We start from the raw sequence: 18,110 nt of genomic DNA, 5'->3' as shown, positions 1-18,110 counted from the left end.
CCGTTGCTGGAGGCTGCGCCTCGGCGCAACGGCGGCTAACTCGCGGCCGGGCCGCTACGCCGCTTCGCGGCGGCCCTCCCTAAGGGTCGGGCGTGGGGGTTGGGAGTGCGGGCATGGCGGAGCTGCGTTGCGGGGGCTTTGGGTGTGGTGGGGTCCACTACGTGGTGTCGTAGTTGGTCCGGCACAATGGGGGTATGGGTTTCTTTGATTTGCGGAGTACGGCTAGTCGGTTTCGGTTCTTCGCGGTGCTCGAGGCGCTGTCTTGGATCGGGTTGCTGGTCGGTATGGCGTTCAAGTACATCCCGGCCGAGGGCAATGAGATCGGTGTGAAGATCTTCGGGCCGGTGCACGGTGGCATCTTCGTGCTGTTCGTGATTTCGGCGCTGCTGGCTTCGCGTGAGCTGAATTGGAACTGGAAGACGACGGTGCTGGCGCTGGCGTCGAGCATTCCGCCGCTGTTCACCGTGATCTTCGAGGTCTGGGCGGTGCGCACGGGTCAGCTGGGTGAGCTCAGCGCGGACGCGAGCAAGGACGCCGCGGCAGCCTCGCCGACGGCTTCGTGACAAACTGGGAAGCGTGACTCGACCCGCTGCCCGTCGTCCTTCGCCCGTCGCTGCCGCCGCCATGTCCGGCGCGGTGGATCTGTCCGCGCTGAAGCAGCCGCCGCCCGCCGCGACCGGCGGCGCCGCTGCTCCCGGCGCGGGGAACCACACAGTCACCGAGGCGGATTTCGAAGCCAAAGTGATCCGGCGCTCGACGCAGGTGCCCGTGGTGGTCGCGCTGTTCTCGCAGCGCAGCGCGGGCAGCGTCGAGCTGGTTCGGACGCTGGAACGGTTCAACGCCGAAGACCGCGGTGTCTGGGATCTGGCCGTGATCGAGGCCGAAGCGAATATGAACATCGTCCAGGCGCTGCGCGTGCAGGGGATTCCGACGGTGATCGCGGTGGCCGGTGGGCAGCCGCTCGCCGATTTCGAAGGCGCCCAGCCCGACCCGCAGGTGCGCCAGTGGCTCGACGCGGTGATGGACGCGACCGCGGGCAAGCTCGAGGGCGACCCGGGTGCGGCGCCCGTCGAACCCGAGGTCGAGGACCCGCGCTTCGTCGACGCCGAGGACAAGCTGTCCGAAGGTGACTTCGCCGGCGCCGAGGCGGCCTACGAGGCGATCATCGCCGAGGAGCCCGGCAACGAGGAGGCCAAGGCGGCCCTGCGCCAGCTGCGCTTCCTGACCAGGGCCCAGCAGCTCGATCCGGCCGTGGTCGCCACCGCCGACGCCGACCCGGCGAATCTGGATGCCGCGCTCGACGCCGCCGACGTGGAGATGTTCGAGCAGCGTGCCGAGGCGGCCTTCGATCGGATCATCGCCGTCATCAAACGCACCGCGGGCGACGACCGCACCAAGGCGCGGACCCGGCTGCTCGAGCTCTTCGAGCTGTTCGACCCGGCCGAGCCCTTCGTGATCGCGGCCCGCCGCAAGCTCGCCGCCGCGCTGTACTGATATCGACATCGAAGCCGCTCCCGCAGCAAGATCGTGGGGGCGGCTTCGATGTTTCCAGGCGCGAGACCGTTCGAACCGAGGCGATCGGCGCGGGGCTTGCCGTGCGGCCACGGATAAGGCCTGACGCGCGTCCGGCGGTTGCGGCACGAAGAAGGGCCGACACGCGTGCGCCGATAAGGATGTCCCGCCCGTAGCTGAGCGACGCGTCGGGGAAGGGATCAGTGGTTCGAGGACAGCCAGAGGGCGCTGTGGGGGGCCAGTGTGACGGTGGCCGAGGCGGGGTGGCCGTGGCTGGGGGTGTCGGTGGCGGTGACGGCGCCGAGGTTGCCGATGCCCGAACCGGCGTATTCGGAGGCGTCGGTGTTGAGGATCTCGGTCCAGGAACCGGTGTGGGGCAGGCCGATTCGGTAGTTCTCGCGGATGGAGCCGGAGAAGTTGAACACGCAGGCCACCGCGCTGCCGTCGCTGCCCCAGCGCAGGAAGGCGAAGACGTTGGCGGTGCTGTCGTCGGCTTCGATCCAGGAGTGCCCGCCGGGGGTGGCGTCCTGGGTCCACAGGGCGGGGTGGGCGGTGTAGGTGCGGTTGAGGTCGGCGACCATTGTTGAAATACCTTGGTGGAGCGGGTTTTCCAGTTCCTGCCAGTCGAGGCCGCGGTCGTTGTCCCATTCGCGGAACTGGCCGAACTCCTGGCCCATGAACAGCAGTTGCTTGCCTGGGTGGGCCCACATGTAGGCGAGCAGGGCGCGCACGCCGCTCGCCTTGGCGAAATCGTCGCCGGGCATGCGCGTCCACAGGGTGCCTTTGCCGTGCACGACCTCGTCGTGGCTGATCGGCAGCACGTAGTTTTCGCTCCACGCGTAGACCAGCGAGAAGGTCATCTCGTTGTGGTGCCAGGAGCGGTGGATCGGGTCGCGGCCCAGGTAGCCGAGGGTGTCGTGCATCCAGCCCATGTTCCACTTCATGGTGAAGCCGAGGCCGCCGACGTCGGTGCCGCGGGTGACGCCGGGCCAGGTGGTGGATTCCTCGGCGATGGTGACCACGCCGGGATGGGCGCCGTGCACGGTGTCGTTGAGTTCCTGCAGGAAATCGACCGCTTCCAGGTTCTCTCGGCCGCCGTAGATGTTGGGCTCCCAGCCGCCCTCGGGACGGGAATAGTCGAGGTACAGCATGGAGGCGACGGCGTCGACGCGCAGGCCGTCGATGTGGAATTCTTCGATCCAGAAGGCGGCGTTGGCGACCAGGAAGTTGCGGACCTCGTTGCGGCCGAAGTCGAAAACGTAAGTGCCCCAGTCGAGTTGCTCGCCACGGCGCGGGTCGGGGTGTTCGTAGAGCGGGGTGCCGTCGAAGCGGGCCAGTGCCCATTCGTCGCGGGGGAAGTGCGCGGGGACCCAGTCGAGCAGTACGCCGATGCCTGCGTTGTGTAGGTGGTCGACGAAGTACCGGAAGTCGTCGGGGCTGCCGAAACGCGAGGTGGGGGCGTAGTACGAGGTGACCTGGTAGCCCCACGATCCGCCGAACGGGTGCTGGGCGACGGGCAGCAGCTCCACGTGGGTGAATCCGGTCTGCTGGAGGTACTCGGCGAGCTGGTGGGCCAATTCGCGGTAGTCGAGGCCGGGGCGCCAGGAACCGAGGTGGATTTCGTAGGCGCTCATGGGGGAGCGGACCGCGTCGGTCTTCGCGCGGCGGTCGAGCCAGTCGCTGTCGGTCCACACGTGGTCGGAGCGGGACACCACCGAGGCGGTGGCGGGCGGGATCTCGGTCGAAAAGGCAAGGGGGTCAGCGTGATCGACGACACGACCGTCGGCGCCGTGGATCCGGTACTTGTAGCGCGTGCCCGGCCCGACGCCGGGCACGAACACCTCCCACACCCCGGAACCGCCCAGCGCGCGCATCGGGGCGGAGGTGCCGCTCCAGTGGTCGAAATCGCCGAACACGGTGACGCCGCGGGCATTCGGGGCCCAGACCGCGAAGGAAGTGCCGTCGACGTCGCCGTCGAGGGTGGTGTAGTGGCGTGGGTGTGCGCCGAGTACTTCCCAGAGGCGGGTGTGGCGGCCCTCGCCGATGAGGTGCAGGTCGAATTCGCCGACGGTGGGCAGGAAGCGGTAGCCGTCGGCGGAGATCACGGTCTGGCCGCCGGGGTATTCGGTGCGGAGGCGGTAGTCGTCGATCTGTGGGTATGGCAGGACCGCGTCGAAGATGCCGTGTCCCAACGACTTCAGTCGGTGCTCGGCGTCGCCGACCAGTACCGTGACGGTGTCGGCGTGCGGGCGCATGACGCGGACCGCGGTGCCGTCGGCGTGGGTGTGCGCGCCCAGGACGGTGTGCGGGTCGGGGTGGGTGCCCGCGGCCAGCAGCAGCAGATCGCGACGTTTCATCAGAAGGTCTCGCGGTAGGCCAGCGGTGCGCGGACGGCGGCCGGGACGTTCGGCAACGACAAGATGTGCGCGACTGCCCGTGTGGGGTCCAGGCGCACGAAATTCTGCTGGCCCCAGTGGTATTCCTCACCGCTGACCTCGTCGAAGACCACCGGATGGTCGTGCCACTCGCGGCCGATCGCGGGCAGATCCAGCGAAATATGGCCCTGCTCAGCGGCATAAGGGTTCAGGTTCACAATGACCAGGACGGCGTCGCCGGTGGCCGGATCGACCTTGGAGTAGGCGATCAGCGCGTCGTTGTCGATGTGATGGAAGTGGATGCAGCGCAACTGCTGCAGCGCAGGGTGATTGCGGCGGATCTCGTTGAGGCGGGTGAGCCACGGTTCCAGCGATTCGCCGCGTTCCAGGGCACCAGTGAAATCGCGGGGACGCAGTTCGTACTTCTCCGAGTCGAGGTATTCCTCGCTGCCTTCGCGGACTGCCTCGTGTTCGAACAGCTCGAAACCGGAGTAGACGCCCCAGGTGGGCGCCATCGTGGCGGCGAGGGCGGCGCGGATGGCGAACATGCCGGGGCCGCCGTGCTGCAGGCTTTCGTGCAGGATGTCGGGGGTGTTCACGAAGAGATTCGGCCTGGCTTCATCGGCCTTGGCGGCGATCTCGTAGCCGAACTCGGTGAGTTCCCACTTGTGTACGCGCCAGGTGAAATACGTGTACGACTGGCTGAAGCCGCGCCGGGCCAGGCCGTAGAGGCGGGCCGGGCGGGTGAAGGCCTCGGACAGGAAGATCACGTCGGGATCGGTTCGGCGCAACTCCGTGATCAGCCACTCCCAGAAGTCGGCGGGCTTGGTGTGCGGGTTGTCCACGCGGAAGATGGTGACGCCCAAGGAGATCCAGTGCCGGACCACGCGCAGGACCTCGGCGTAGATGCCGTCGGGGTCGTTGTCGAAGTTGACCGGGTAGATGTCCTGGTACTTCTTCGGCGGGTTCTCGGCGTAGGCGATGGTGCCGTCGGGCAGGGTGGTGAACCACTCCGGATGGGCGGCGACCCAGGGGTGGTCGGGGGCGCACTGCAGGGCCAGGTCGATGGCGACGTCGAGGCCGAGAGCTGTTGCCTCGGTGGCGAATTCGGTGAAGTCCTGCTCCGTGCCCAGCAGTGGATTCACGGCATCGTGGCCGCCGTCGGCCGAGCCGATCGCCCACGGGGAGCCGACGTCGCCGGGTTCAGTGGTCAGAGAGTTGTTGCGGCCCTTGCGATTCACCGCGCCGACCGGGTGGATCGGGGGCAGGTAGACGACGTCGAAACCCATGCCCGCGATCCGAGGGAGTTCGCGGGCGGCGGTGGCGAAGGTGCCGTGGATGGGCGTGCCGTCGGCGTCGCGGCCGCCGGTGGAGCGGGGGAAGAATTCGTACCAGGAACCGACCAGCGCGCGACGGCGTTCGACCAGCACCGAGAACTGGGTGCCGCGGGTGACCATCTCGCGCAGCGGGGTGGCGCGCAGGATCTCGGCGACCTCCTCGGAGAACGCGGGGGCGACCCGAGCCGGGAGTTGCTCGTCACTGCGCAGGGCGGTGGCGGCGGCGCGCAGGCGTTCGAACTGCTTCTTCGGGACGGCCTGGGCGGCGCGTTCGAACAGGAGGGCGCCGGTCTCGAGGTCGTTGGCGAGATCCGCGGCGGTCTGGCCGACCGACAGTTTCGCCTCGACCGCGCTGCGCCAGGTGGCGATGGGGTCGCTCCACCCTTCGATCCGGTAGGTCCACACACCGGCCACGTGGGGAGTGAAGATCGCGTTGAAGACGTCAGGTTGGTAGTCGGGCGACATCCGGATGCGGGTGATCCGGGACGAGCCGGGGGCGCGCACGGCCAAGGTTGCAGCTACCGCGTCGTGGCCCTCGCGCCAGACGACGGCACGCACGGGGAACACCTCGCCGACTGCGGCTTTGGCCGGGCGGCCGCCGGGGATGGACGGGGCGATGTCATCGATGGCTATCCGGCCGGTCACTCCGCCAACCTACCCGGCTCCCCGCGAATTTTGCGCGCCGTCCGGTAGCTCGACGGTATGTAGTCGGTCTCGCGTCGGATGCGTGGGGAGGATGAGGTGGTTGGCGGAGTTACCCATGTTCTCGGGTGATCAGTTGGTTGCGGGTCCGCGTAGTCCCGTCAACAGGCGGTCGAGGGCGGTGATGGTGTCGGGAAGGGCTTCGGGGTTGGTGGCCAGCCAGAGGGCGGCTTCGTTCATCGCGCCGGAGAGCAGCTGGGTCAGAGGGGCGACCGGTTGCGCGGGCAGGACGCCGGTGTCGACGAGGGATTGCAGGGCTTCGTGGAGGTGGCGGGCCGAATTGGCTTCGTCCATGGCGCGCCATTCGTGCCAGCCGAGGACGGCGGGGCCGTCGATCAGCAGGATCCGCTGGATCAGGGGATCGGCGCAGGCGCGCAGGAAGGCGGCGCAGCCGGTGGTGAGCTGGGTCCACGGGTCGGGTTCGGTGTCCGCAGCGGCGGCAACTTGCGCGCCGACCTCCTCCTGAACCTCGGCCAGGACCGCGCGGAACAGGTCGGTCTTGCTGTCGAAGTGGTGGTACAGCGCGCCCTTGGTTACCCCGGCCGCTGCCACGATCTCCGATAACCCAACGGCGGCATAGCCTTTCGCGGCGAACAGGGCCCGTGTCTCGTGCAGCAGGACCCGCCGCGTTTCCTCGCGCTGCCGTGTCCGCGCAGTCTCTGTCATCGCCGTCCTCCCCATTGACCTACCGCTGGTATGTGAACTATCGTACGATACATACCATCGGTATGTGAAAGGTGAAACGCATGAAACTCAGCAGCTTCTACCCCGTACTCGCCACCACTCGAATCGCGGAATCGCGCGACTTCTACACGAGCTGGTTCGGCTTCGAGATCGTCTTCGAGGCGGATTGGTACGTCAGCCTGCGACGGCCGGGCGCCGACGGCGAGCCAGCCTATGAACTGGCGCTGCTCGACCCCACGCACCCCACGATCCCGACCGGCTTCGGCAAACCGGTCCAGGGCCTCGTGCTCAACTTCGAGGTCGCCGATGTCGACGCCGAGTGGGATCGACTGGTGAAATCCGGCGGCCTGCACCCCGAACTCGACCTGCGCACCGAGGACTTCGGCCAGCGCCACTTCATCCTCGCCGACCCCGCCGCCGTCCTGATCGACGTGATCACGGAAGTCCCACCCAGCCCCGAGTTCGCCGCCTATTCCGCCTCCCCGAGTATTCAGCGGGTCTCCGGGTAGCTCGACCGTTGGCAGTCGGGCCCGCGTCGGGTATGGGTCGGCTGGGAGGTTCTTGGGGAGTTACCCATGTTCATGCGTGATCAGCGGGTTTCGGCTCATGATGGCCGGGCCGCCCTGGGCCGACCGGGGTACTCTCTGGCGGGTGAAGGCACTTCGTCGGTTCACTGTCCGTGCTCACCTGCCGGAGCGGCTCGCCGCGCTGGGTGAGTTGTCGACCAATCTGCGGTGGTCCTGGCACGGCCCGACGCAGGATCTGTTCGCCGATCTCGACCCGGAGCTGTGGCGCGAGGTCGGCCAGGATCCGGTGCGGATGCTGGGTGAGGTGCCCGCCGAGCGGCTCGACGAGTTCGCCGCCGATCCCGAGTACCTCGCGCGCGTCGACGCGGCCGTCGCCGGTTTGCAGGATTATCTGACCCGGCCGCGCTGGTTCCAGGAACAGACCGGCACCGACGTCGCGGGGATCGCCTACTTCTCGATGGAGTTCGGTGTCACCGAGGTGCTGCCGAACTACTCCGGCGGTCTCGGCATCCTCGCCGGTGATCATCTCAAGGCCGCCTCGGATCTCGGCCTGCCGCTGATCGGTGTGGGGCTGCTGTATCGCTCGGGGTACTTCCGGCAGTCGCTGTCGGCCGACGGCTGGCAGATGGAGCACTACCCGGCACTCGACCCGCAGGGTCTGCCGCTGCGGCTGCTCACCAGCGACGGTTCACCGGTGCTCATCCACGTCGGCATGCCGGAGGGACGGGTGCTGCGGGCCCGGGTGTGGATCGCGCAGGTGGGCCGAATCCCGTTGCTGCTGCTCGATTCCGACATCTCCGAGAACGATCCCGAGCTACGCGCCGTCACCGACCGGCTCTACGGCGGCGACCAGGATCACCGCATCAAGCAGGAGATCCTGGCCGGTATCGGCGGCGTTCGCGCGGTGCGTGCCTACACCCGCGCCAACGGCCTGCCCGATCCCGATGTCTTCCACATGAACGAAGGTCACGCGGGTTTCCTCGGGGTCGAGCGCATGCGTGAATTCATCGCGGGCGGACTGGATTTCGAGACCGCGCTCGCCGCGGTGCGGGCCGGTACCGTCTTCACCACCCACACCCCGGTTCCCGCCGGTATCGACCGTTTTCCGATGCCGTTGGTGCGCAGGTACTTCGGCGGTTCGCACGGTGAGTCCGAATCTGCTTTGCTGCCAGGGCTTTCCGTCGACCGGATCCTGGCGTTCGGCCGGGAGGGCGACCCCTCTGTGTTCAATATGGCGCACATGGGTCTGCGAATGGCCCAGCGCGCCAACGGTGTATCGAAACTGCACGGTGAAGTGAGCCGGGAGATGTTCGCGGCGCTGTGGCCGGGATTCGACGCCGCCGAGGTGCCGATCGGGTCGGTCACCAACGGCGTGCACGCCCCGACCTGGGCCGCGCGCGAATGGATCGACAAGGCACGCGAACTCGTCGGCCCGGAACTGGTCGAGGAGGCGCGGGGCTGGGAGAAGCTCAGCGATGTCGACCTCGGGCAGCTGTGGTCGACACGAAACACGTTGCGCGGCGTGCTGATCGACGAAGTGCGGCGCAGGCTGCGCGATTCCTGGCGACAGCGCGGTGCCGCCGACGCCGAGCTGGGCTGGATCGACGACGTCTTCGATCCGAACGTGCTCACCATCGGTTTCGCCCGCCGCGTCCCCACCTACAAGCGGCTGACCCTCATGCTGCGCGACCCTGAACGCCTGCGCGCGCTGCTGCTCGATCCCGAACGTCCGGTGCAGCTGGTGGTCGCGGGCAAGAGCCACCCCGCCGACGACGGCGGCAAGGCGCTGATCCAGCAGGTCGTGCGGTTCGCCGACGATCCCGAGGTGCGTCATCGCATCGTCTTCCTGCCCGACTACGACATGTCGATGGCCCGCTACCTGTACTGGGGTTGCGATGTGTGGCTGAACAATCCGCTGCGCCCGCTCGAGGCGTGCGGTACCTCGGGGATGAAGTCCGCGCTCAACGGCGGACTCAACCTGTCCATCCGCGACGGCTGGTGGGACGAGATGTTCGACGGCGAGAACGGCTGGGCCATCCCCACCGCCGACGGCGTCCGCGACGAGACCCGGCGCGACGACCTGGAGGCCTCGGCGCTCTACGAACTCGTCGAACGCACCGTCGCCCCGCGCTTCTACGACCGTGACGCCGCCGACGTGCCGGTCCGCTGGACCGAGATGGTGCGCCACACCCTGCAGACCACCAGCCCGAAAGTCCTGGCGTCGCGGATGGTGCGCGACTACGCCGAGCAGTACTACGGGCCTGCCGCCGCCGCGTTCGGTCGTGCCGCCGCCGACAAGTTCGCGGGTGCGGCGGAGGTCGCCGAGTACCGCAGGCGCGTCGACGCCGCGTGGCCATCGGTGCGAATCGTCCAGGTGGACAGCTCCGGTCTGCCCGACACCCCGGTGATCGGCGCGGAACTGGCCCTGCACGCGCGCATCGACCTCGGCGGGCTCGCGCCGTCGGACGTGGTGGTGCAGGCGGTGCTCGGCCGGGTCTCGCCGACCGACGACCTGTCCGACACCACCACCATCGAGATGGGTCACACCGGCTCCGACGACGGCATCGAGCTGTATTCGATCCAGGCGCCGGTGCCGCTGTCGGGTGCGGTCGGCTACACCGTTCGGGTGCTGCCGCACAACGCGCTGCTCGCTTCGGACGCCGAACTGGGGTTGGTGGCCGTCGCGGGCGCGTAACTCCTACACGTGACACGTGTGCCGGGTTATTGGGTCGAGTGAACTTTCCGCTACCGTTCCGGGGCAATCTTTCTTCTTGAATCCCGGACTGGAGAGTCATGGCCAGCGATGTCGTAACCCGCGCCCGAGGGCGCATCGACGGATACTTCGGTATCTCGTCGAGCGGGTCCACCTTCAAGCGCGAGGCGATGGCGGGCACGGTCACGTTCCTGGCGATGTCGTATGTGCTGGCGGTGAACCCGTCGATCCTCGGCGACGAGGGCGCCCTCGGCGACAAGGGCATCCCGATGCAGGCGGTCTTCACCGCCACCGCCGTCGCCGCGGTCTTCGGCACGCTCGTCATGGGCCTGTGGGCCAACTATCCGATCGCGCTCGCGCCGGGCATGGGCCTCAACGCGTTCTTCGCGTACACGGTGGTGCTCAGCATGGGTATCCCGTGGCAGGTTGCCCTGTCGGGGACGCTGCTCTCGGGCATCATCTTCTTCATTCTGGCGATCACGAAGGTCCGCGAGCGGATCCTCAACGCGATCCCGTTGCAGATGAAATTCGCGGTCGGCGCGGGTATCGGTTTGTTCGTGGCGTTCCTGGGGTTGAAGAATGCGGGCATCGTCGTCAACAGTGACGCGACGCTGGTCACCCTGGGTGATTTCCACAAGGGCACCACGCTGCTGGCCATGTTCGGCCTGATCCTGACCGTGATCTTCCTGGTGATCGGCTGGCACGGCGCGGTGCTCTACGGCATCGTCGCCACCACCATCGTGGGCATGGTGACCGGTCTGGTCGGGTTGCCCGACGGCATCGCCGCGATGCCGAAGGGCCTCGACCAGACCTTCGGCCAGGCGATCATCCACCTGCCGGACGCGTTCACCGGGCAGATGATCGTCGTGGTGCTGACCATGCTGTTCGTCGACTTCTTCGACGCCTCGGGCACCCTTATCGGCGTCGCCAACCAGGCCGGTCTGCTGAACAAGGACGGCACGTTGCCTCGCGCGGCGAGCGCGATGGCCGCCGACTCGGTGGGCACCACCGCGGGCGCGATCATCGGTACCTCCACCACCACGGCCTATGTCGAGTCGACGGCGGGTGTGTCGGCGGGTGGTCGAACGGGATTGACGGCGGTGACCACGGCGGGCTGGTTCCTGATCGCGATGTTCTGCTATCCGATCTTCGCGGTGGTCGCCGGGTCGGCGGAGATCACCTCGGCCGCGCTGATCGTGGTCGGCATCCTGATGGCGCGTTCGCTGGGCGATATCGACTGGCAGAAGTTCGAGTACTCGATCCCGGCGTTCATCACCGTCATCATGATGCCGCTGACGTATTCGATCGCCAACGGCCTGGCCATGGGCATGATCTTCTACCCGATCGTCATGGTCGCCAGGGGTCGCGTCAAGGAAGTGCATCCGGCCATGTGGGCGCTGATGGTGCTGTTCCTCGCGTACTTCTTCTTCCTGGTCGAATAGACATTCTCGACATAGGTATGTCTATACTCAGCCTAGGCTTACCTAATAAGAGGAGATCTACCCATGAAGCGCTCGTTCGTTGCCGCGTCGATGGCGGTTGCCACCATCTTTGCGCCGATCACCGCCGCTGTCGTCGCCACCGCGCCCGCCGCGATCGCCGCCCCGGCCACGCCGTCGGCCGGTGAGCTCTACGGCAAGCTGCAGTCGGCCATGAACGGTTCGGCGGCCGAGCTCGAGTCGGGCGACGCCAGCGGCATGGCGGTCGTGAACCAGACCGTCAACCGCATCCCGGGCTACAGCTGGGACATCTCCGGCCCGGTCACCGTGGAGGGCAACACGCTGTCGGCCACGTTGAACAGCCGCCTGGGCGACTACGTCTTCCCGATCCCGGTGACCTGGGTCGACGTCGACGGCACCTGGAAGCTGTCGCAGGAGTCCGAGCAGACGCTGGTCTCGTACGCCACCATGGCGTGGTGACTTAGGTTTTTCGAGCAGGGCCGTCCCGGTGGGGCGGCCCTGCTCGGTTTTCTGTGATCGGGATCACGGAACTGCTGGGAACGGCGTGAAATAGTGGCAACGGACTCAGGGTTGTGTTCGAGGAAGACAATCGGACCATGGTCCGTTTGTGGGAGATTTCGAATCGCAGATGAGGATTGTGCACGATGACCGATACCGCTACCCGCGTCACTCCTACCGCCTCCGCCACCGACCAGGCCACCGCCACCGGCATCGGCCTGCTGGTGCTGCGCATCGGCTTCGGTGGTCTGATGGCGGCCTACGGCGCTCAGAAGCTGTTCGGCTGGTTCAACGGCAAGGGCTTGCAGTCCACGATCGACGGTTTCACCGCAATGGGTTACAACCCCGGCGAAATCTTCGGCACCCTGGCCGGGTTGAGCGAACTGGTCGGCGGGTTGCTGCTGGTGTTCGGGCTGTTCACGCCGTTGGCCGGCGCGATCGTGCTCGGGACGATGATCAACGCCATCAATGTGCTGTGGAGTGGTGGGCTCTTCCCTGTGGATCCGTCGGCGCAAGGGTATTCGACACCGCTGCTGTACGCGCTGGTCGCGGCGGCTTTGGCGTTCACCGGGCCCGGGCGTTTCTCGCTCGACGCCGGGCGGCCGTGGGAGCGTTCGGGTGTGGTGTGGGGCGGCGGCGCCGTGGCGGTTGCCGTGGTGGCTGCGGTGGTGACGTTGATTTTCAAGTCAGTGCTCTGATCTGATCCAGCGGAGTTGTCGCGAGGGCGGCGCGGTGGCCGGTATTCGGTTGCCGTGCTGCCTCTTTCGTGCCTGTCGAGCTCATTCGTCATTCGCCGTATGTCCGTGGTTCCACCGAGTGTGCGCAGGTGTCGGTAGCAGGGATTAACCTCGTGGCGGCGCCTGTTGTCGGCGGCGTCGCGCAATGTCCGCGGATGGAAGAGGAGAGCTGGGATGAAGGCTTACGACCTGGGGTTCGGGGACTCGGCGGACAAACTGGCCGAGACGCCCGACGGTGAACCGTTGGCTCTGGCGGCGCCGGTGCGTTCGGGGTGGATCGGCAGTGAGGGCCCTGCCATCGACCCGGCCACCTGGCCGCGCGGACCCGTGACCGGCCTGCCGATGATGCACGCGCTCACCCTGCGCCTGCCCGCTGATTTCCAGCGCAAAGGCCCCGGGTTCCCCGCCATCGCGCTCTTCCAGGGCGAGGGGCAGTTCGCCGGTACCGACGCGGTAGAGGCCGACGCGGCATCCGACGACCCGCTGGCCCGCGATCTGGTCGCGACCAAGCTGCACCCGAAGCTGCAGATCATGCACGACGAGATCGGCGGCGCTTTCGCCCTGATCTGGCTCACCGAAAAGGAATTCGCCGGTGGGCCCGTCGCCCCGCCCGCGGATGTCCGTGCGCCCGGTTCGCCGTCGGCGAGCGACGAGGGCTGTAATGCCTGGGACGACGTGCACCCCACGATCGGCGTCTGGCTCGCCGAGCGCACCGCCGACCCCAATGTCGGCATCCCGCCGGTCGAATACGAGCCCGACACCAAGTACCAGGATCCGCTCACCGACGACGCGGGCTGGACTCCATGGGCCGAACCGCTTTTCGGCCGCTCCCACCTCGGCGGCACCGCCTTCCCCGTGCAGGCCCTGCCCGAAGGCTTGACCCCGTACTACCTGGAGATCGAAGAGGTCTCCGGCATGAACTTCGGCGGCGGCAACGCCCAACTCGACCTGGAGTCGGGCGTTTTCGATTGGTCCTGCGGGTAGTCAGTTCATCATCGCCGGACGGTCGTCGTCGGGGTGTGGGGCGGCGGCGGTCCGGGTTTCGGGTGGGAGTTGCTGGGGGAGGCCGATATTCGGCTCGATGGGCGGCGGTGGGAGTTTTCGTGAGCGGATGTGGACGGCGATGGCTGCCAGGGTGATCAGGTAGATGATCACGTAGATGTTCATCAGGACCTGGTGGGCAGGCCACCACGGGGGGAGCAGGAAGGTGCCGACGCTGACCCAGGTGGGGGTGTAGGTGTAGGTCCAGGCGGCGATGGCCAGGTAGAGGGCGGCTGCGGCGAGCCACCAGGGGGCACGGGTCTGGGCGCGGTGGATCAGGTAGACGAGCAGCGGGACGAACCAGACCCAGTGGTGGCCCCAGGAATACGGGGAAACGGCGCAGGCGGTGAGGCCGCCGAGGGTCACCGAGAGCAGGGGTTCGCCGCGGCGGACCAGCACCGCCGCCAGCCACAGCGCGACCAACGCGATCGGCACGGCGATCAGCAACCACAACCACACCGGCGCTGGGCCGTGCATCAGGTGGGCGATCGCGCCGCGCAGAGACTGGTTCGAGGGGTGCACGTCGGGGGCGATGCGGCCGGACTGGAAGAACGTCGAGGTCCAGTACTGGTAGGAATCGCTGGGCAGTACGAGCGCGGTCAGGCCGATCGTCGCCATGAACGTGAGCGCGGCGGTCGCGGCCGCCCGCCACTGCCGTTGGGCGAGATACTGCGCGATGAAGTACAGCGGGGTCAGCTTGATGCCCGCGGCGATACCGACACCGATACCGCGCAGTCTGCTGTTCTCGGCGCGCGAGAAGTCCCACAGCACCACCAGCATCAGCACCAGATTGATCTGCCCGTAGTAGAGCGTGGTGCGCACCGGTTCGGCGAACGTGCAGGCCAGGGTGAGCAGCACGCTGATGGCGACGAGTTTCGCGGTGACGCGGTAGCCGAGCATCCGAAAGCTCTGCAGCACAACGCCGAACAGCACCAGCAGGTTGAGCACCATCCACGTGGTGGTGACGTGCGCCCACGGCACCAGCAGCAACGGCAGGAACACCAGCGCCGAGAACGGTGTGTAGGTGTAGAGCAGGCCGTAGTGGGTCGGTTCGAGGTAGAGCGCCCGGTCGTGCATCACCCGCCAGCCACCGTCGCGGTAGATGTGCACGTCGAGGCCGCCCACGAGAATGCCGCCGCTGTCCATCCACGGATCCATGGTGGTGAACAGCAGCGTCACGCCTAGGGCGGCGGTGCCGAGTAGCAGAAGGAGCGTCAGGGTCGTGCGCGGCAGTGCCACGCCTCGCGATCTCTCCGCCACGGCCGTACTACCGGCCGACCCGCATCGTATGCACGACTAAGAACCTACCGCGACGGGTGGAGGCCGTTCGTCAGAGGTTCGACATTGGTAGGAAATCGACATGATCGCGGGTCCGGCCGCCGTCATGCCGCGGGGCGCAGGGTGAGCATGGTGTCGGCGCCGTGGTGGAACTCGTAGTGGGTCTTGCGCAGCGAGGTTTCGATGCCCTTGTCGTGCAGTTCCGTGCGCAGGTGGTCGACGAGATCGTCGAGGGGTGCGCCGGTGTAATCGAGCAGGGGGTAGACGCGGGTTTCGACGCTGGCCACGCGGGACAGTTCGAGCAGGGCGGCCAGGTGGAAGTCCGCGTCGAGCCGATCGGCGTAGCTGAACAGCAGGTGCGAGCTCAGCGCCAGATCGAACGCGTCGTCGGAGCAGGGGAGCGAGGGGAGCGAGCCTGCCAGGTAGCGGTGGGGTGCGGTGCGCACGTCGTCGGCGAAGCGGGCGGCGGCGCCACGGCGGATCGCGGCGTGCTCGGCGGTAGAGCCGTACCAGTCCCAGCGGTAGCGGTCGGCGTGGGCGTGCGCCCAGGCCACGGCGCGTTCGGTTTCGGGGGTGGCGCGGGCGGCCAATTCGATCGGCGAGATGGCGTAGATGGGGTCGATCGCGGTGACTTCGGCGCCCACCGCGCTGGCCTCGGCCGCGAAACTCGCTGCGCCACCGGGGCAATCGAGAATGCGGCGCCCGGAGAGGTCATCGTCGGACAGATGGAACATCGCGCGGTACTCGGCCAAAGATCGTGCGCTGACCAGAAATTCGCCGAGTACCTCGCCATCGGCGTGGTGCATCATCACCACACGCTCTCACGAGTTGTGTTCGCACGCTTGCTGAATCATGAGTGTGGTCATTCCGATTGCAAGACTCGCCTTGGACGCATCGGGCGGCCTTGCGAAGTGGTATACCACGCGAAATCGGTGCGCTGGTCGATGCTTCAGGCGGTCTCGGTGAGTCTGCGGAGAGCCTTCGCGACCACTTCTGGATCGCTGGTTTCCCAGTACGGCGGCAGCGAAGCGCGCAGGTAGCTGCCATAGCGGGCGGTGGCAAGGCGCGAATCGAGGATGGCAACCACGCCGCGATCGTCGACACTGCGCAGCAACCGGCCGGTGCCCTGGGCCAGCAACAGTGCGGCGTGATTGGCGGCCACGGTCATGAAACCGTTGCCACCGCGCGACTCGACCGCGCGCTGACGGGCGGTGAGCAGCGGATCGTCGGGGCGAGGGAACGGAATGCGGTCCAGGATAACGAGACTCAGCGACGGGCCGGGCACGTCGACACCCTGCCAGAGGGTGAGGGTGCCGAACAGGGAGGTGGCCGGGTCGTCGGCGAATTTGCGCACCAGCGCGCCCATCGAATCGTCACCCTGGCACAGCACCGGGGTGTCGAGCCGTTCGCGCAGTGCCTCGGTGGCCGCTTTGGCGGCGCGCATCGAGGAGAACAGGCCGAGCGTGCGGCCACCGGCGGCGGTGATGAGCTGTTCGATCTCGTCGAGATAGGCCGGCGACAGGCCGTCGCGGCCGGGGGCGGGCAGGTGTTTGGCGACGTAGAGGATGCCGGACTTGGCGTGGTCGAACGGGGAACCGACGTCGAGGGCGTTCCAGCGCACCGATTCGAGGTCGGCGGGTGCGGTGGCGCCGTTGGCCATGGCCGGATCGACCTTGCCGCCCGACTGGGACGGCAGACCCCAGGTGATCGCGAGGCCGTCGAACGAGCCGCCGATCTGCAAGGTGGCCGAGGTGAGTACGACGGTCGCGGTGCCGAAGAGTCTGCTGCGCAGCAGACCGCCGACCGAGAGCGGTGCCATGCGCAGGGTGCGGCGGGCGACGCCGCGCATCTCGTCGGCCGAGAGCCAGATGACATCGCGGCGGGCGGCCGGGTCGGCCTCCTCGAACGCGGTGAGCGCGCGGACCGCGGCGTCGTGCACGTCGTCGATGGCGGCCACGGCCATGGTGCGGGCGGCGGCGTTGTCGGGGTCGTCCTGGGTTTTGACGCTGCCCGTCGGCGCGATCGCGGTGCGTGCGTTCCAGGCGGCGTCGCGAACAAGGGCGAGTACAGGGGCGATGCCGTCGGGCATCTGGTCCCAGCGGCCGGGCGGCAGGTCTTCGAGGGCCTGGTGGAAGGCCTCGGCGGCGCCTTCGAGCCGGTCGACTTCGCGTTCGTCGATCAGTTTGGTGCAGCGGCGGGCGGCGGCGCTGATCGCGGTCGCGGCCAGTTCGGCGGTGGCGACGCCGGTGACCCGGTCGACCAGTTCGTGCGCCTCGTCGATCACCACCACGTCGTGTTCGGGCAGGATCTGGATGCCGCTGATGGCGTCGATGGCCAGCAGGGCGTGGTTGGTCACCACCACATCGGCCTGCGCCGATTCCGCGCGGGCCTTCTCGGCGAAGCAGTCCTGGCCGAACTGGCAGCGGGACTTGCCCAGGCATTCACGCGAACCGACGCTCACCTGACGCCAGGCGCGGTCGGTGACGCCGGGGGCGAGTTCGTCGCGGTCGCCGGTCTCGGTGTCGGAGGCCCATTCGTTGAGGCGCTGGACTTCGCGGCCGAGGCGGGAGATGGCGAAGGCGTCGAACAGTTCGGCCTCGCCGCCGGTGTCTTCCGGGATGACGCTGTTGATCTTGTTCAGGCACAGATAGTTGTTGCGGCCCTTGAGGATCGCGAACTGGGGTGCTCGGCCGAGTGGTTTGGTCAGCGCTTCGGCCAGGCGCGGCAGATCGCGGTCGACGAGCTGGCGTTGCAGGGCGATCGTTGCGGTGGAAACCACCACGGTGCGCCCGGTGCGGACCGCGTGGCGCAGGCTCGGGACGAGATAGGCCAGCGATTTACCGGTGCCGGTGCCCGCCTGGACCGCTAGGTGTTCCTTGGTATCGATCGCATGATCGACCGCGGTGGCCATGGTGGTCTGACCCGTGCGTTCCTTGCCGCCGAGGGCATGCACGGCGGTGACGAGCAGGTCGGCGACGGGAGGAAGTTCGGGCACGCTGGCAGCTTATCCGTCGGGTCGGACAGGTTTGGGTGGGATGGTTTGTCGGGGGTGTGGAGCGGGGTTTGGGTGGTCCTGGAGGTTGGGGGTGGGTGGCAGGACTTCGGGTTGGGGGGGGGTGGCAGGACTTCGGGGTTTGAGTGGTCCCAGGAGGTTTGAGGCTGTGTTTGTTGGAGCGCTGGCGCGCTCGAGCGCGGCCCCCTTGGGGCCGCGAGTTAGCCGCCGTTGCTCGCGCTTCGCGCATGCGC

General features: G+C 67.7%; 14 protein-coding genes. 8 read left to right on the top strand and 6 right to left on the bottom strand.

The genetic code is table 11. From position 1 onward, the window contains the following. The first annotated feature begins 194 nt into the window (after positions 1–194). Both ACFWUP_RS30925 and ACFWUP_RS30920 read left to right on the top strand, forming a co-directional pair. Positions 195–563 carry a DUF3817 domain-containing protein gene (locus tag ACFWUP_RS30925; protein ID WP_379239524.1) on the top strand — a complete coding sequence of 123 codons (369 nt, stop codon included), beginning with the start codon at positions 195–197 and terminating at the stop codon, positions 561–563. A 61-nt stretch (positions 564–624) separates the two neighbouring features. Continuing rightward, the gene (locus tag ACFWUP_RS30920; RefSeq protein WP_379239525.1) at positions 625–1,494 is read left to right on the top strand and encodes a tetratricopeptide repeat protein; all 870 of its coding nucleotides are present in this window, start codon (positions 625–627) and stop codon (positions 1,492–1,494) included. Between the two features lie 218 nt (positions 1,495–1,712). On the opposite strand, the gene glgB is transcribed toward ACFWUP_RS30920, so the two are convergent. The 3 genes from glgB to ACFWUP_RS30905 all read right to left on the bottom strand — a co-directional run bounded on the left by glgB (position 1,713) and on the right by ACFWUP_RS30905 (position 6,592). Further along, positions 1,713–3,869 (bottom strand): 1,4-alpha-glucan branching protein GlgB, encoded by a 2,157-nt coding sequence (gene glgB / locus ACFWUP_RS30915; protein WP_379239523.1) that lies wholly within the window; start codon positions 3,867–3,869, stop codon positions 1,713–1,715. Beyond that, positions 3,869–5,869, bottom strand: a complete 2,001-nt coding sequence (locus tag ACFWUP_RS30910; protein WP_379239522.1) for a maltotransferase domain-containing protein — start codon at positions 5,867–5,869, stop codon at positions 3,869–3,871. Before ACFWUP_RS30910 ends, glgB begins: the two co-directional genes overlap by 1 nt. Positions 5,870–5,998: 129 nt before the next feature. Further along, complete coding sequence (locus ACFWUP_RS30905) at positions 5,999–6,592, bottom strand: TetR/AcrR family transcriptional regulator (RefSeq protein WP_379239521.1); 594 nt, start codon at positions 6,590–6,592, stop codon at positions 5,999–6,001. Positions 6,593–6,672: 80 nt separating this feature from the next. Here ACFWUP_RS30905 and ACFWUP_RS30900 point away from each other — a divergent pair, with 80 nt between their 5' ends. From ACFWUP_RS30900 to ACFWUP_RS30875, 6 genes are all read left to right on the top strand, one after another. After that, on the top strand, positions 6,673–7,119 hold the full coding sequence (locus ACFWUP_RS30900; protein ID WP_379239520.1) for a VOC family protein: 447 nt from the start codon (positions 6,673–6,675) through the stop codon (positions 7,117–7,119). Positions 7,120–7,261: 142 nt separating this feature from the next. Continuing rightward, the gene (gene glgP / locus ACFWUP_RS30895) at positions 7,262–9,832 is read left to right on the top strand and encodes an alpha-glucan family phosphorylase (protein WP_379239519.1); all 2,571 of its coding nucleotides are present in this window, start codon (positions 7,262–7,264) and stop codon (positions 9,830–9,832) included. A gap of 98 nt (positions 9,833–9,930) precedes the next feature. Further along, on the top strand, positions 9,931–11,292 hold the full coding sequence (locus ACFWUP_RS30890) for an NCS2 family permease (protein WP_379239518.1): 1,362 nt from the start codon (positions 9,931–9,933) through the stop codon (positions 11,290–11,292). Between the two features lie 63 nt (positions 11,293–11,355). After that, positions 11,356–11,769, top strand: coding sequence for a hypothetical protein (locus ACFWUP_RS30885; RefSeq protein ID WP_379239517.1), 414 nt, complete (start codon positions 11,356–11,358; stop codon positions 11,767–11,769). A gap of 185 nt (positions 11,770–11,954) precedes the next feature. Further along, the gene (locus ACFWUP_RS30880) at positions 11,955–12,506 is read left to right on the top strand and encodes a DoxX family protein (RefSeq protein WP_379239516.1); all 552 of its coding nucleotides are present in this window, start codon (positions 11,955–11,957) and stop codon (positions 12,504–12,506) included. A gap of 213 nt (positions 12,507–12,719) precedes the next feature. Further along, positions 12,720–13,529, top strand: a complete 810-nt coding sequence (locus ACFWUP_RS30875) for a hypothetical protein (RefSeq protein ID WP_379239515.1) — start codon at positions 12,720–12,722, stop codon at positions 13,527–13,529. On the opposite strand, the gene ACFWUP_RS30870 is transcribed toward ACFWUP_RS30875, so the two are convergent. The 3 genes from ACFWUP_RS30870 to ACFWUP_RS30860 all read right to left on the bottom strand — a co-directional run bounded on the left by ACFWUP_RS30870 (position 13,530) and on the right by ACFWUP_RS30860 (position 17,859). Next, positions 13,530–14,825, bottom strand: coding sequence for a glycosyltransferase 87 family protein (locus tag ACFWUP_RS30870; protein ID WP_379239514.1), 1,296 nt, complete (start codon positions 14,823–14,825; stop codon positions 13,530–13,532). It abuts the gene before it with no gap. 143 nt (positions 14,826–14,968) lie between these two features. Then, complete coding sequence (locus ACFWUP_RS30865; protein ID WP_379239513.1) at positions 14,969–15,673, bottom strand: hypothetical protein; 705 nt, start codon at positions 15,671–15,673, stop codon at positions 14,969–14,971. A 140-nt stretch (positions 15,674–15,813) separates the two neighbouring features. Further along, positions 15,814–17,859 (bottom strand): ATP-dependent DNA helicase, encoded by a 2,046-nt coding sequence (locus tag ACFWUP_RS30860; RefSeq protein WP_379239512.1) that lies wholly within the window; start codon positions 17,857–17,859, stop codon positions 15,814–15,816. Between the last annotated feature and the right edge of the window lie 251 nt (positions 17,860–18,110).

It is taken from the genome of Nocardia sp. NPDC058658 (assembly GCF_042716665.1).
Classification (GTDB): domain Bacteria; phylum Actinomycetota; class Actinomycetes; order Mycobacteriales; family Mycobacteriaceae; genus Nocardia.
Note: the sequence above shows the minus strand (reverse complement) of the source record. Positions and strands in the feature narration are given on the sequence as shown.